Source organism: Methanomassiliicoccus sp., from assembly GCA_012719175.1.
Classification (GTDB): domain Archaea; phylum Thermoplasmatota; class Thermoplasmata; order Methanomassiliicoccales; family Methanomassiliicoccaceae; genus UBA6.
Genome location: JAAYAX010000008.1, coordinates 83509 through 97634 on the forward strand (window position 1 = coordinate 83509; position 14126 = coordinate 97634).

Annotated in this window: 14 protein-coding genes and 1 tRNA gene; 6 read left to right on the forward strand and 9 right to left on the reverse strand. The window is 56.2% G+C overall.

Going from position 1 to position 14126, the window contains the following annotated elements; all coding sequences use genetic code 11:
* The first annotated feature begins 121 nt into the window (after positions 1-121).
* Complete coding sequence (locus tag GXX95_06985; protein ID NLT37886.1) at positions 122-1393, forward strand: MFS transporter; 1272 nt, start codon at positions 122-124, stop codon at positions 1391-1393.
* A gap of 66 nt (positions 1394-1459) precedes the next feature.
* Here the strand turns inward: GXX95_06985 and GXX95_06990 are convergent, their stop codons facing one another.
* From GXX95_06990 to GXX95_07010, 5 genes are all read right to left on the reverse strand, one after another.
* Entirely contained in the window at positions 1460-2074 is a 615-nt protein-coding gene (locus GXX95_06990; GenBank protein NLT37887.1) for a class I SAM-dependent methyltransferase, read from the reverse strand.
* A 15-nt stretch (positions 2075-2089) separates the two neighbouring features.
* On the reverse strand, positions 2090-2845 hold the full coding sequence (locus GXX95_06995) for an ABC transporter ATP-binding protein (protein NLT37888.1): 756 nt from the start codon (positions 2843-2845) through the stop codon (positions 2090-2092).
* Positions 2842-3948 (reverse strand): iron ABC transporter permease, encoded by a 1107-nt coding sequence (locus GXX95_07000; GenBank protein NLT37889.1) that lies wholly within the window; start codon positions 3946-3948, stop codon positions 2842-2844. Before GXX95_07000 ends, GXX95_06995 begins: the two co-directional genes overlap by 4 nt.
* A 62-nt stretch (positions 3949-4010) precedes the next feature.
* The gene (locus tag GXX95_07005; GenBank protein ID NLT37890.1) at positions 4011-5063 is read right to left on the reverse strand and encodes an ABC transporter substrate-binding protein; all 1053 of its coding nucleotides are present in this window, start codon (positions 5061-5063) and stop codon (positions 4011-4013) included.
* Positions 5064-5664: 601 nt separating this feature from the next.
* Positions 5665-5737, reverse strand: a tRNA-Val gene (locus tag GXX95_07010).
* 251 nt (positions 5738-5988) lie between these two features.
* Between GXX95_07010 and GXX95_07015 the strand changes: the two genes are divergently transcribed.
* Both GXX95_07015 and GXX95_07020 read left to right on the forward strand, forming a co-directional pair.
* Complete coding sequence (locus GXX95_07015; GenBank protein NLT37891.1) at positions 5989-7845, forward strand: KamA family radical SAM protein; 1857 nt, start codon at positions 5989-5991, stop codon at positions 7843-7845.
* A 110-nt stretch (positions 7846-7955) separates the two neighbouring features.
* Entirely contained in the window at positions 7956-8420 is a 465-nt protein-coding gene (locus GXX95_07020) for an Hsp20/alpha crystallin family protein (GenBank protein NLT37892.1), read from the forward strand.
* A 103-nt stretch (positions 8421-8523) separates the two neighbouring features.
* On the opposite strand, the gene GXX95_07025 is transcribed toward GXX95_07020, so the two are convergent.
* The 4 genes from GXX95_07025 to GXX95_07040 all read right to left on the reverse strand — a co-directional run bounded on the left by GXX95_07025 (position 8524) and on the right by GXX95_07040 (position 12289).
* Positions 8524-9237: an AAA family ATPase gene (locus GXX95_07025; GenBank protein NLT37893.1), complete on the reverse strand. Its 714-nt coding sequence runs from the start codon at positions 9235-9237 to the stop codon at positions 8524-8526.
* A 61-nt stretch (positions 9238-9298) separates the two neighbouring features.
* A complete protein-coding gene (locus GXX95_07030) occupies positions 9299-10762 on the reverse strand; it encodes an AAA family ATPase (protein ID NLT37894.1) in 1464 nt (487 codons plus the stop codon).
* Between the two features lie 13 nt (positions 10763-10775).
* Positions 10776-11489 (reverse strand): AAA family ATPase, encoded by a 714-nt coding sequence (locus GXX95_07035; GenBank protein ID NLT37895.1) that lies wholly within the window; start codon positions 11487-11489, stop codon positions 10776-10778.
* Positions 11490-11587: 98 nt separating this feature from the next.
* Positions 11588-12289, reverse strand: coding sequence for an anaerobic ribonucleoside-triphosphate reductase activating protein (locus tag GXX95_07040; protein ID NLT37896.1), 702 nt, complete (start codon positions 12287-12289; stop codon positions 11588-11590).
* On the opposite strand from GXX95_07040, the gene GXX95_07045 reads away from it, so the two are divergent.
* From GXX95_07045 to GXX95_07055, 3 genes are read left to right on the forward strand one after another with little or no spacing between them, the layout of a single operon-like run.
* Complete coding sequence (locus tag GXX95_07045; GenBank protein NLT37897.1) at positions 12270-12464, forward strand: hypothetical protein; 195 nt, start codon at positions 12270-12272, stop codon at positions 12462-12464. The two genes, GXX95_07040 and GXX95_07045, sit on opposite strands and share 20 nt — an antisense overlap.
* 5 nt (positions 12465-12469) lie before the next feature.
* Positions 12470-12889: a hydrogenase iron-sulfur subunit gene (locus tag GXX95_07050; GenBank protein ID NLT37898.1), complete on the forward strand. Its 420-nt coding sequence runs from the start codon at positions 12470-12472 to the stop codon at positions 12887-12889.
* Positions 12879-14030, forward strand: coding sequence for a (Fe-S)-binding protein (locus GXX95_07055; GenBank protein NLT37899.1), 1152 nt, complete (start codon positions 12879-12881; stop codon positions 14028-14030). Before GXX95_07050 ends, GXX95_07055 begins: the two co-directional genes overlap by 11 nt.
* Positions 14031-14126: the final 96 nt, after the last annotated feature.

A 14126-nucleotide genomic window follows, 5' to 3' on the forward strand; every position in this document is an offset into this window, starting at 1 on the left:
ATTTACCGCCCGGGACCTTGACGAAGTCCCTCCTAGGTCTCAGTAAAGGTCGCAGGCTAGCATACCTTGGGCATATCCGTTCCCAAGCATCATCGATGACACTTCTGGGCGGTCAATGCTGATGGCCTCGATCGAAGTTGCAAAGAAAGAGAGCACGCCCCCGCCGTGGATGCGTCGGTTCTTCACTCTATGGGCCGGGCAGGCCTTTTCCCTCCTTGGGAGTGCTCTCGTACAGTGGGCCCTGATGTTCTGGGTCGCGGTCACCACCGCCTCCCCACTGGACCTGGCCATTGCTGGTGCCATGGGGCTTCTCCCTCAGGTATTCCTGTCCCCGTTCGCCGGAGCGTACGTGGACCGTCACGACAGGAAGAAGGTTATGCTCTTCGCTGACCTGTTAACCGCTCTGGGCACTCTGATCCTAATGCTCCTGTTCGTTGCCCAGGCCATCGCTCTCTGGCACATATTCATCGTAATGTTCTTCCGGTCAGCCATGCAGGCCTTCCACTGGCCGGCGATGCAAGCCTCCACCGCGCTCATGGTACCGAAGGACCATCTTGCACGCATCACCGGCCTCAATCAGTCCGTCATGGGGCTCACCAGCATCATGGGCCCGGCCCTCGGGGCGTTCCTTTACGTCGCCCTACCCATGTACCTGGTCCTGGGCATGGATGTGGTGACCGCGGCCATGGCCATCACCGCCCTGTTGGTGGTGAGGATACCAGAGATCAGGAAGCCCAAGGGGCGTGAGAAGACCCCTATACTCCGAGATCTCGTGGAGGCGTTCCGATACGTACAGGCCTGGAAGGGGGCATTGCTGGTGGTAGCGGTGTTCTCCGTCGTTAACTTCCTGATCACCCCGGCGTTCACGTTCTTTAACCTGCTGACACTGTATCATTTCGGCCAGGGGCCGTACCAGGCCGCCTTCATGGATGTCATGTTAGGGGCGGGCATGATCACGGGCGGCCTCATACTGGGGATGTGGGGCGGATCCAAGCGGAAGATCGTCACGTGCATAGGGGCCCTTGCCTCCTCTGGCGGAGGGGTGCTCTTGATAGGCGTGCTGCCTCCTGACGGTTTCCTCATCGCGGCCACGACCGCCCTGTTCATCGGCACGGGCCTATCCATAGTCAACGGCATCGTCATGGCAATACTGCAGAAGGGAATCAGGGCCGACATGCAGGGACGGGTGTTCGCGCTCCTGTCGAGCTTGTCCAGCGGAATGGCCCCCTTGGGGCTGGCGCTCTCTGGCCCATTCGCGGCGGTGTTCGGCATTCAGGCCTGGTTCATCGCCGGGGGGCTGATAATGGTGGTCGTCAGTGCGTCCCTGTTCTTTGTTCCGGTGGTTTTGAACATCGAGGACCACATTGCCGAGGCGGTAGCGATAGAGCAGTAGCGTTGGGACCGCTGGGAGCGTGTATGAACATCACCGCATTGAGGTGTAAATACCTAGCGGCGTGTCTCATTCCTTCCTGGCGACACAGATATAGTAAGCGTCATCATCCCTCTCGAAGAGCACCGAGAGGCCGCTGTCCGTCATCATTCGCTTTAACCGCTCCATCGACGGTAAAAAGTCGTTGGAGATCTCCACACCTCCCTCCATGTGGATGCCATTGATCTTCTTCGCCGAGTCGGAGTGCGCGACGGCAAGCCGGCCCCCCTTCCTAAGTGCCCTCGACAGTATCTTGATCGCCAGGGGCTGATCGACGAAGTGAGGGAAACACGAGTAGCAGACCACCAGATCGAACTCCGAGCAGTATTCGAGATCGTACACATCGGAGATGACGTAGGAGACGAATGGATGCTCGCTCTCAGGATACTTGGTCCGGGCGACATCGATCATGTTCTCAGAGTAGTCCACGGCCACAATGGACCCGTTGACCAGACGGGCCTCGTAATGTGGGATCATTACCCCAGTTCCTGTGCCGATGTCCAGGACCCTTTCGTGGCCCTTTATGGAGAGGATATCGGTTATGTATTCTACCTTACTGCTATCGTGGACGGAGATCTCATCCCACACCTTGGCCTTTTCGTTGAAGAACCCCCTCTGCTTCGGATTAATCCTTTTCGTACCCACTGAGATCCCTTCCGTTCATATCGGTATGACCACCGGTATCCCCTTTACCTTTTCCACAAATGCGTCGATATTGTAGACGGCACGAATGTTCTCTGGCGTTATTATGCTATGATCGCCGGTGGCGAAGATCGCTCCTTCCCTCATCATTATGAACTTGTCTGAATGACGGATCGCCAGGTTGAGGTCATGTATCGTCATGATGGCCGCTATGTGGTTCCTTCTCGCGATGTTCCTAATCAGATGCATTATCATGTGCTGGTTGGGCAGGTCCAGGCTGCTTGTGGGCTCGTCCAGGAGGATCACCTTGGGCTGTTGCACCAGCACCCTGGCGATCTGCACCAGCTGGTACTCCCCGCCGCTTATCTCATTGACATACTTCAGCGCCAGATCGTCCAAGCCCATCAGGTGGATAACTCTTCCAGCGAGCCTGATGTCCTTTTCGGTGACCTCCCATTCAAAATGCGGTTTCCTCCCCAACAGAACGGAGTCAAAGACCGTCATCCTGGACATCTCGCCCCTCTGTGATACATAGCCTATTTTTTTGGCGATGTCCCTTCTGCTCATCTTATGGAGGTTCGACCCGTCTATGATGACCGAGCCCATGGCGGGCATCAGGATCTTGTTGATGCACTTCATCAAGGTGGTCTTGCCGACACCGTTGGGGCCCATGATCGATGTCACTTCATCCTTCTCGATGGTGAATGTGACGTCGTCCAGGACCTTCACGCTCTTGTAGGAGAACTCCACACCGTTCACCTGGAAGAACGTCATTTCCTGTACCTCCTTATCAGCAGGTAGATGAACAGCGGCCCTCCGAGCATGGATGTGATTATCCCCACCGGTATGACCGATGGGTACAGGATCACCTGCCCCAATCCATCCGCGGCGATCAATATGATGGCGCCCAGGATTATCGATAGGGGTATGAGGTGCCGGTGATCGCTTCCAATGATCATGCGAGCTATATGTGGACCAAGGAGCCCTATGAACGCGATGATGCCGAAGAAGGAGACGATGACAGCACTGAGGACCGAGGCCAGAACCATGCCTATGATCCTCTCCCTCTCAGTGTGTACACCGAGCCCCATGGCGGTCTCCTCCCCCGCCTCCATGGCGTTGTAGTCCCATCGCTTGTAGTAGAAGTACAGGGTCACCGATAGCAGGACAGCCATGATAAGGGTGTTCCAGGACCAGGTCGCCTTTCCCAGGTCTCCGAACGTCCACATGACGATATTGCCCAGCTGGGAGTCTGTTGCTAGGTACTGCATGAAGGAGAGGCCAGCGGCGAACATGGCGCTGATGGCCACTCCTGCGAGGACCATCGTTTCCGCGCTAACGCGGGTCACCCTGGTCAGTAGCAGGATGGCGCCGGTTGCCAGCAGCGAGAACAGAAAGGCGCTGATGGTAGTGACGTAGGGATTGCTGATGGAGACTATGGACGTAATGCTGGAGCCAGCGTTCAGGAATATGATGGCGAACGATGCTCCGAACGCAGCGGCGCTGGAGATCCCCAGAGTGTAGGGAGAGGCCAGCGGGTTCCGCAGGATGCATTGCATGACCACGCCCGCGACCGCCAGACCTGATCCAGCAAGGATCGCACCGACGATCCTGACCATTCGGATGTTCCAGACGACGCCCCCCATTCCATCATTGTCAAATGTAAAGATGTACCGGATGATGTCAGAGGTGGATATGCTCAGAGGGCCGTTGTGGGCAGCGATGATGATACATGCGAAGAGGGCCATTAGAGAAAGCACTACAACCAGGCCTTTCCTCCTGACGTATCCGCGATACAAACAGGAGTTGTGAGTGGCCTCCCCATCGCCATCATCGTAGATGTCGAAGCCTTCCCACTTGTCGTGGTCCGCGGTCATGTCGCCGTTCTTCGTTCTGATCACCGTATTCCAGAAAAAGATTGGAAGTTGTTTGAAAAATATTACAGCGTCACTTCCCCGCAGCCGTTGCCGCTCTGACCATCAGCGATCTCCGAGTATGTCATGGTTGTTTCTGGATAGAATAACTGAATGATCTCATTGGCCTTCTGGTCAAAGGTCCAGGAGAAGGCCTCACCGTTCATCACGGATGCCACGTAGTAGGAGTTGATAAGCTGGTTCTCCCAGTTGGTTCCGTAGCACTTGTAGACCATTGTAGAAAATATGCTGCCATTCTCTATCGCGGACACGTTCTGAAGCCCGGTCTCGTCCGCAATGTAACCGTTCATAGATGCCACGCAGTCGCTCAGGCCTATGCTGTCTATGAAAATGTAGTCTGGATCGGCAGCCACCAGTGTCTCTAACGTAATGACATATGGCTGGCCATTGCCGGCAGGGGCGATGGCGTTGGTGACGTTGGAGTAGTCAAAGGGGAGGTAGTTCCCCGAGGCCTTGAGGAAAGACGCCCCACCATAGTAGAACATCCCGCTGGCGTATGCGTTCTCAGTGCTTTCGTTCAATGACCTTGAGGTAATCTCGCTGATCATGTCCGCAATGCCTTTGTTCAGCTTTGCCGCCCTCTCCTCTTCGCCGAACAGCTTCCCTAGGGATGTAATCTGATCGTAGAAATCATCACCGAACTCCAGATTGGCATTGATGACATAGACGGGGATGCCTGTCTGGTTCTGCAGGGTATCGGCGGTACCAGCATCCGTTGCGGTGGATGTTATGATCAAGCTAGGGCCCAATGCCAGAATGCTCTCGGCATCGGTGGCGACCTGCGGCAAGGAGGATAGGTTCCCCTTGTTCACGAGATAATATGTCTGATCGTCCCGCGTGTTGAATGTACCAGCGGTCTCCACGGCCTTCACCTTGTCGAACACGTCGAAATAAGATACTAGCCTCAGGGAGCAAGCCCCTACACAGAAGACAGAGTCGATCTTCTCCGGCACCTCCACCGGTCTGCCCAATGAGTCTAAGGAGGTAGCTTTTTCTGCGTTGCTCCCGTTATCCTCGCCCCTGGTTAGCAGGTATGCTGCGCCAGTAGCGGCGATCACCACCACTAGCGCAGCTAATATAGCATATGTTTTTTTCGTATCGATTTGAACACCCCCGTTCGGAGCCGCCCTTGGTCCCGACAAGTCCAAGGACATGATCAGATGATAGGCTGAAATGAGAAGGGCTATTAATACTTTTTAAAAATTCGTATTACGAAATCGAACGAGGTCGTATGCAGGAACTAACAAGATTGGTGGATTATCAGGTCTTCGTATGTCGCGACCCGGAATCAATTAAATGGGTAGGCGACCTGTTCGAAGATTAATGGAACAGAGCAAAGACATGGCACCCATGAACTGGCGGATCTGAGGTAGGAGGAAGGCCATCTTACCAGAATTTGTGGTGGATAGAGATCTAGGCCAACATTCGAAGCTTGGTTCGATTAACGATAATGGTCTGTTCTCAAATTATCTGGCCCTTCATATCGGCTCCCCTTTTTCACGCTCCATTCCTTGATCTGGCGAATCAGCCTGAGAGCGCTCATCGTTCGCATCAGATGATAGAGGGACAACTTCAAACCAGGAATGAAATGCAAGGCCAGAGGGATTGTCCGGGAGATTAGCTAGATCACAAACGTCAATAACAGGGAAAATTGAAAAGTGGGCTCAGCCGGATTCGAACCGGCGGTCTCCTCCGTGTGAGGGAGACGTCATAACCGCTAGACCATGAGCCCGTGCGTGAGTCTGAAACCGCTGACCGTATATGAATTTTTGGCCATGGGGACGGTCGGAATTGGCCTTGGGTAAGCACATGAACCAGCATTTGGATCTGTTGCGAATTCCCGCGCCGCCATTGCCGTCATCCCATCATCAGAATCGGAGTCTCAGCCCTGGCATGTTCAAATAGGATGGCGTCTATAATAAGAGAAGGCTGCCGACCTGTTCTTCCAGAGGAAGTCGGCGGGCACTAACGTGAGGTATTGAGATGAAAGATGATCACTTACCGGAAGTTAGGAACAGCGAAGGAGTGGAAGAGGACCTCTGGACGGAGCATCAGAGAGCATCGGCACTGGAAGAGATAGACATTGATGATCTCAAGCAGGTAGCCCCTGCCCTATTTGATGACATATGCTCGAGCTCTGACCTGGAGGTGGTCAGGGAACGGGCGTTCAAAAGCCTCTATGAGCTGGAGCTAACCTATCATTTGCCATCGTGGACCGCGAGTTCGCTGGAGCGGGTGAACGCGCTGTATTGCATCCAGGTTCTCAGGAACTTCCTATCACCAAGGAACGAGAAGATAAGCGGATGCAGTACGCTCAAGGTGCTGCACCAGCTCGTTAATGAAGGCCAGATTGCTGCTGGCAACAGAGCCTTCTTCGTGGACATCTACCACATAATCAAAGGAGCGGTAGGCCTTTCCGAGCTGGCGCTGGAGGAGTCTCCGGACCTCTCCCAGACGTCCGGAAGGGAGGCGGCGAAGATCAGATCGGACTTTCTGGACGTGCTCTCTGAGAGGGCATGTCAGAGGATACAGTCGTACCCTACCGGCCTGGACCCTGAGGTCGTGGAGCGACGGAAGGAGAACCGCGAGCGCATAATCGAGGCCCTGGGAGGTGATCCTGAGAAGTGGCAGAGCTATAAGTGGCAGCTGATCAACGTCCTCAGGAACACGCAGGACCTCGATGGTCTCGTGGAGCTAACTGACGACGAGCGTAAGGCCATAGATATGGCTGTCAGCAACCGGATACCCTTCGGCATAACTCCCTACTACCTGTCCCTCATGGACATGGAGCCTCATCGTTGGTACGATCATGCCATTCGTGCTCAGGTCATCCCCCCATTGAGCTATATCGACGGCATCCTCCGGATGAGGGGGACAGAATCGTTGGACTTCATGCGGGAAGGTGACACCTCCCCCATTGATCTGGTTACCCGGCGTTACCCGATGATTGCTATCCTCAAGCCCTACAACAGCTGCGCCCAGATATGCGTCTATTGCCAGCGCAATTGGGAGATCGATGAGGCCGTCAGCCCCGACGCCCTCGCCCCCATCTCCAAGCTGGATGAGGCCCTGTCATGGTTCCAGGAGCATCCTTTAGTGTCAGAGATACTCATCACCGGTGGGGACCCTGCGCTGCTTCCCAACAATCGCATCCGCCGTCTCCTCTCCAGGGTGGCGGAGCTGGACCATATCAAGCGAGTGAGGCTCGGGACGAGGCTACCCGTGGTTCTCCCCATGCGCTTCGATCAGGAGCTCATAGACATGATGGGCGATTTCAACGATCCCTCCAAGAGGGAGCTGTGCGTGGTCACCCATTTCGAGCATGCCTACGAGGTCACGCCCGAGGTCATGTGGTGCATCAACAAGATCCGCCGGGCGGGTCTTTCGGTGTACAACCAGCAGGTCTTCACCATGGAGAACAGCCGCAGGTTCGAGACCGTGGCCCTCCGCCTGTTGCTTAAGCAGATTGGTGTCGACCCATATTATACGTTCAACACCAAGGGTAAGGAGGAGACGGACTGGTATCGAGTACCTATCGCCCGCATCCTGCAGGAGAGGAAGGAGGAGGCGAGAATGACCCCGGGGCTCGCCCGCACCGATGCCGCGGTGTTCAACATACCTGCCCTAGGCAAGAACAACATCGATTCCTGGCAGAACCATGACCTCATCATGATCTCCTCTGCGGGGGAAAGGATCTACGAGTTCCATCCCTGGGAAAAGAACATCGTGGCAGCACCTACGTACGTCTACCGTGACGTCCCCATACTAAAATACCTCAGGAGATTGCAGGAGAGGGGAGAGGACCCCATGGAGTACAACAGCATGTGGTACTACTTCTAGGGCTAGGACCATGCTCGTGAACCTCTCTGGCAAATTATTTATAGAAGTGCTTACAATGTGAGATAAGGATGTAAACCATCGGTTGTTTAGATCTACAGGAGATGGTACCAATGGTAATCAGAAAGAGGGACATTGGCTTGGTGCCCTGGGGTTTCTGGGGCCCCGTAAGCATAATGAGAGAGATGGACCGGATGTTCGACGAGATGGGCAGGGGATTCTCCTACGTGTCCATGACACCTCCCGGGACACGGATGCCAGCCGTTGATGTTCGCGACGATGAAAAGCACTACACTGTGGAAGCCGAGCTTCCTGGCCTGTCCAAGGAGGATGTCAGCTTGGAGATGGACGAGGAGTCCCTAGTGATCAAGGCGGACAAGGAGACATCCAACGAGGACAAGGCAGAGGGTTATGTACGCCGGGAGAGGGGAAGGATGTCCTTCTACCGCCAGGTCAGCCTGCCCGCCGATGTAGATGTTACCCAGGTGTCCGCTAAGATGGAGGACGGGGTGCTTAGGATCGTGCTTCCTAAGAAAGAGAAGGCCGAAGGCAGCAAGAAGAAACTGGATATCCAGTGAGGAGAACCCTTCTCCCCTTTTTTTCTGTGTTCCTTCCGTTCAATATTGAGATGGAAGGAAGAGCGTCACTGCCCTTCTTTTCAGTGGAAGCGACAGAAGCTCATCACTCGGTGATGACCTGGGTGGCTCGGAACTTGCTCTCAGAGAATAGAAGTGAGAAGTAGCCGGTCTTGTGGTTGGTGCTCCTCAGCTTTATGCATCGTATGCGTCTCTGAATGTCCGTTTCCCCGATCTCTTGGAGCTTCAGGGAGATAACGCCGTCGGCGAGGTACCCTTCATCGAAGCGGTTCTCGAACATGTTGTCGGGGGTGGTCTCGGAGATCAGGAACGATGTCACGTTAAGGTTCCTCAGCCATTCGAAGAGGTAGAACAGCTCGGTACGGCGGCTTCCCTCCATCTGGGCGGCCATCTCCAGGACGTCCAGGGAGTCGACCACGAGGATATCGTAATCGAAGCTCTGCTTGAGGTTGTCGGCGTACATCTTGAACACCTGCATCCATGTGCCCTTGGCGCTCAATTGTGTGAGCGACTTTCGTATGAGACCAAGGTCTAGGATCTGGATGTAGTCCTGTGCCTTCTTGTCGTCCATGCCTAGGGAGGTCATCTGTTGCAACAGGTTCTCCCTGGACTGTTCCAGAGTCATGTACACGGACTTGATCCCTTTCTCCAGCGCATTGTAGTATAGTATGCTGTATGCCACTGAGGACTTCATGGTTCCTGGCGTGCCAGTGAGAAGGACAACCTGGTTCTTGGGTATCCCGCCCTGGAGGTTCTCATCGAAGTTCTGAATGTAAGTCCTCACGCGCTCGATCTGCAAGGTGTTCACTCCTTTCCTAATTAATTGGCCTAAGTATATTTAATCCCCGAGTAGCTTGGTATCAATCCCCGGATTGAGGGGACGCTCTCATCATGGGCAGGCTCAGAATGAACGTGTTGCCTGCGTGCATCATGTTGTGGAATCGGGGGTCTATGTTGGCCCCCCTCATCTTGATGCATCTAATCCATCTCTGGATGCGTGAATCTCCAACCTCCTTGAGGGCCAGCTCCAACGCGCCATCGGCAACGTACAGCTCCATGGCGCCATCGTTCTCGAGCTTGGTCATGGGGGTTTCCGATATTACGAAGGTCGTCAAACCCAGGGAGCGAAACCAGTCGAACAGGTCCTGGGTCTCGATACGGGAGAACTTGACCTCGCTCATGGATATGAACGATTCCAGGGAATCCAGGGCAATAAGCTGGAAGGGGCAGTCCTTCATAACATTCTCTACGTAGCGCTGGATGATGTTTCTCCAGTCCCCGCTCTGGCCCTCCATACTCCGGCGGAGATCGACAAGGTCCACTATTATCAGGTCGTCCAAGGACTCCTCGCGCGGCATGCCGAGCCTCTCCATCTGTCTGAGCAAGGAATCGCGGTCCTGTTCCAGCGATAGGAACAGGCTTTTCACCTTGTCGCGTGCGGAGTGGTGTAGGATGTGATATGCCAGAGAGGTCTTCATGCTCCCCGCGGGACCGTTGATAAGTACGACGCTTCCAGCGGGGATGCCACCTGAGAGCAGCTTGTCCAGGCCCTCGATGCCTGTTCGGACCGTATGGTCCCCCTGCCCCTCAGCCATGCCCGCCCCTATCTGGGAGCTCAGGACCTGGGTGATCTCGCCCAACACTTGTTTGATATCGATGGGGGACGGTTCCGATAGTCCCTGTGACTCTCTGATGGTGGCGTTAGCAGCCTTCAGCTCGGCCTCCAGCTGAGCTATGCGGCTGAGCTGGTCTGCCATGTCCCTCTCGATCGATCGTCGGATGCGGGCCCTCTCCTCCTCCAGGACCTCTCCCAATTCCGCCTGGTGGGCCATCAGCTCCTTGAACCGCTGGACCCCTTCCTTGTCCGACGTCACGGTCCTCTGGTATTCCTGTGCCGCCATGGCCGTCTCCTGCACTATCAGGGCCATGGCGTCAAGCTCGTCCTCTCTCTCTTGGATGCGCTTCTTCGAGGCCTCTATGGAAAGGCGCTCCTTCTCCAGCTCCATGGCCACGGCCTCCAGCTCCTTGGACTCCTCTTCCAGGGCATCCATGGCCTCCCGCAGCTCCTTCTCGCGGTCCTGGAGCTCCTTCTCCCTCCCGTTATAATCGCCCGTTACCAGCGGACGCAGGGAGGAATTGGTGGTGGAGCTCTCCCTGGGCCTAAGGTCCTTGATGTCCTTGATCCCCGGAGCCGGGCTCTTACCTACGGCAGATGAGGCCTTGGCCTTGGGGTTGCCCTTCAACGGCTCGCCGCAGCGCCAGCACTGAGAGTCAGTGTGGCTTATACCGGCACCGCACCTAGCGCACTCCAAGATCTTGGGCATCGGAACACCGACCTTACTCACTTATAGCCTTGGTAACCTGGAACCGGCATCCGGAGAATAAGAGGGAGTAGTAGGAGGGGTCATGGTTGGTCTCCCTCATCTTCACGCAGCGTATCCTTCTCTGCGTTTCCACCTCCCGCACCACCTGCATCTTCAGCGTGATTATCCCGTCAGCAAGGTACCCTTCGTCGTATGCTCCCTCGAAGAGCCGGTCCGAGGAGACCTCGGAGATCATGAAGACGGTGGAGTTGAGGTCCCTCAGCCACTCGAACAGGTAGAACAGGTCGGTACGCCGGTTGCTCATATCTGAAATGGTCTCCAACACTCCTAGGGAGTCGATGGCGATGACATTGAAGTTCATGTCGTTCTTCAGGGAGCTGAGGTATCCTTTGAAGACCTGCATCCAGGACTCTCCGCCCGCTGCGTGCCTGAGGTTCTTGCGTATCAGGCCCAGGTCCAGGACGTGCAGGTTCTGCTTGACGTCCTCAGTGCGCATGCCCATCTTTTCCATCTGACGCAACAGGGAATTTCGGGACTGCTCCAAGGTCACGTAGACGCAGGTGGTCCCGTTCTCCTTGGCCATGTTGTAGAGCATATAGTACACAAGGGAGGATTTCATGGTACCGGGAGTACCGGCCATGAGAACGATGTGCCCCTGGGGGATGCCCCCCTCCAGTATCCTGTCGAAGCCTTCGATGCTCGTCTTAAGCCTTGGTGTCTGCTCCAAATCAATGTCCCCTAAACATAATTGCTATGCGATAAAAATCAACGATAATGATACTAAAACCTTGGCGGCTCGATGATGCTATTGATAATGATTCTTGTTTAGATATCACCGCGGATGATGACCTTGCGTACGTAAAGGCCAGCGGTCTCGGCCATTCCCTTGAGGGCTGCTCCTGAGTATGGTTTCACGACCTTCAGGCTAGGGTCCAGGGTGTTGCCCGGACGGAACTGCTGGAGCGCATATCTCTTGGTGCCTCCGATGTATGCGGCCATTGACTCCACGTCATGCGCGGTCAGCAGGATGGGTACGACGGTGGTGCGGAACTCGTGATCGATCCCTGATATCTCGAGGATCTCGATGGAGCGCTTGATGTTCTCCAGATCTACCTTGACCCCGGCAAGCTCATCATACTTCTCGTTGAGAGGTGCCTTGAGGTCCATGGCAACATAGTCCACTAGGCCGGCATCGATGAGATCGCGAAGCATCCTAGGATTCGTGCCATTGGTGTCCAGTTTCACCTTGACCCCCAGTTCCTTGATCTGCTGGAGCAGCTGTGGAAGGTCCTTGTGCATCGTCGGCTCGCCGCCTGTCACCACCACCCCGTCAAGGAACTCGGAGTGGGAGCGAACGTAATCGGCGATGACCTGAAAAGGGATCTCGTCGAAGGAGCCAGGGTTCAGCACCAAGTCCTGATTATGGCAGAAGGGGCATAGAAAATTGCACCCTGGTAGATAGATGGACGACACCACATGACCATCCCAGTCCAAAAGGGAGGTCTTGATGAAACCGACGATCCTCATGACCTTTCAGGGCAAAGCCTCTCTGAACTTAACCCTTGCTCTGGGTGCTTCGATTGCGGTCGGTCGAGGAAACGGCGTTTCCACGTCCTCTGGGGTCGCCGTCCTTCCTTCGTTCATCGGGGGCGACGGCCGGGTAAGGATTAAGAGGCCATACGGTCTCCAGGAGGACCAGTGACCGATGTGGAGCCCTGGCAGCCGAGAGTGGTGGCGTTCTGCTGCAACTGGTGCGCCTATGCCGGGGCTGACCTGGCAGGTGTGTCCCGTAGGCAGTACTCTCCCAGCGTGAGGATCGTGAGGGTGATGTGCTCCAGCCGTATCGATGCCGGGCTAATACTACAGTGCTTCGAGAAAGGTGCCGACGGAGTGATGGTCCTGGGCTGCCACCCCGGAGATTGCCACTACATATCCGGCAACCAACGGGAAGAGATGCGGGTACAGGAGGTATGGGAACTGCTCGATCTCCTGGGGATCGGAAGGGAGAGGCTGGTGCTGAAGTGGATCTCCGCGGCCGAGGGTGAGCTCTTCGGCTCCACCGTGGACAGCTTCGTCACTTTGCTCCAGAGCAAAGGCCCGGTGGGGAGGGTAACGGATGGACCGTGACGATATCTTCCGCAAGTTCCACGCTGAGGCCTGCATCGGCTGCGGCCGGTGCACATATGCCTGTGTGGCCGCCCAGCGCTACGACGGCTTCTCTCCTCGAACAGTGGCCGAGCGGGGACTTAGCGGACGGGGCGGTGAAAAGGTCACGCAGCTGTGGTCGTGTACCTCCTGCGGAGCGTGCACCCAGGTCTGCAACGTGGGAGTGGACTTCCCGCAGCTGATCCGCGGCCTGCGGTCCTTGGCGAGAAGGGACGAGGTTCCCATGGCCGCGCACCATGGAGTGCTCACCGCCGTGGGGAGGCTGACGTCCTCCCCCACCCTGCGTCCCCGGTCCGCCAATTGGGTCACTCCCGACCTGCAGACGGACCCCCACTCCCATACCATGCTGTTCGTCGGCTGCGTGCCCTATTTCGATGTCGCTCTGCGCTACATCCGAGATGATCTCCTGGATATACCGCGAGCGGCGGTCCGGCTGCTTAACGCAATGGGTGTGCGACCGAGGCTGGACCCCTCGGAGCGATGCTGTGGACATGATGCTTACTGGGCCGGTGATGATGCGCTGTTCGAGAGGCTGGCCCGTGAGAACTGGCAGACTGCAAGGGATGCCGGGGTGGAAGAGATCGTGACGTTCTGTCCCGAGTGCGCGTCCGTGTGGCGTGACCTGTACCCTCAGGTGATCGGGGACACCGGCATCAGGGTCAGGACCATGGCCGAGGTGCTCGCCGAGGCCATCGCCGTAGGAAAGCTAGAGCTCGTGGCCGGGGAGGATGTGGTGACATATCATGACCCCTGCAGGCTCTCCAAGGGGGCGGGGATCGTGGATCAGCCGCGCAAGGTCCTGCGTTCCCTGAGCGAACTAAGGGAGATGCCCCGCAGCGGCCTCCTGAGCGCCTGCTGCGGCACCTCGGGGTGGGTCGATTGCGATCATACCGCGAAGAGGGTCCAGGTGGAGCGACTGCAGGAGGCCGCGGCCACAGGGTCTGAGGTTCTTGTCACCGCTTGCCCCAAGTGCCTCGTGCACCTCTCCTGCGCCGACAGGCACCATGCCTCAGAGCTTTCCAGCAGGGTGCGCATCGAGGACATTTGCGTACTTACGGCCCGCCGCCTTCACAGAGAGCCGGTCTCATCCACCAAGGAGTAACCTTTAAAAGCAAGCTCGATCAGCAGGACGATGCCCCGTGCTGTCATCGCATGAACGGTGCCACCCATCAATGCTGACGAAGCGGGTCATGCCGAT

Coding starts and splice junctions, on each gene's coding strand:
- GXX95_07020 (NLT37892.1), top strand. CDS start 7,956: ATGGTAATCAGAAAGAGGGACATTGGCTTGGTGCCCTGGGGTTTCTGG.
- GXX95_07045 (NLT37897.1), top strand. CDS start 12,270: ATGAAACCGACGATCCTCATGACCTTTCAGGGCAAAGCCTCTCTGAAC.
- GXX95_07000 (NLT37889.1), bottom strand. CDS start 3,948: ATGACCGCGGACCACGACAAGTGGGAAGGCTTCGACATCTACGATGAT.
- GXX95_07055 (NLT37899.1), top strand. CDS start 12,879: ATGGACCGTGACGATATCTTCCGCAAGTTCCACGCTGAGGCCTGCATC.
- GXX95_07015 (NLT37891.1), top strand. CDS start 5,989: ATGAAAGATGATCACTTACCGGAAGTTAGGAACAGCGAAGGAGTGGAA.
- GXX95_07040 (NLT37896.1), bottom strand. CDS start 12,289: ATGAGGATCGTCGGTTTCATCAAGACCTCCCTTTTGGACTGGGATGGT.
- GXX95_06985 (NLT37886.1), top strand. CDS start 122: ATGGCCTCGATCGAAGTTGCAAAGAAAGAGAGCACGCCCCCGCCGTGG.
- GXX95_07030 (NLT37894.1), bottom strand. CDS start 10,762: ATGCCCAAGATCTTGGAGTGCGCTAGGTGCGGTGCCGGTATAAGCCAC.
- GXX95_06995 (NLT37888.1), bottom strand. CDS start 2,845: ATGACGTTCTTCCAGGTGAACGGTGTGGAGTTCTCCTACAAGAGCGTG.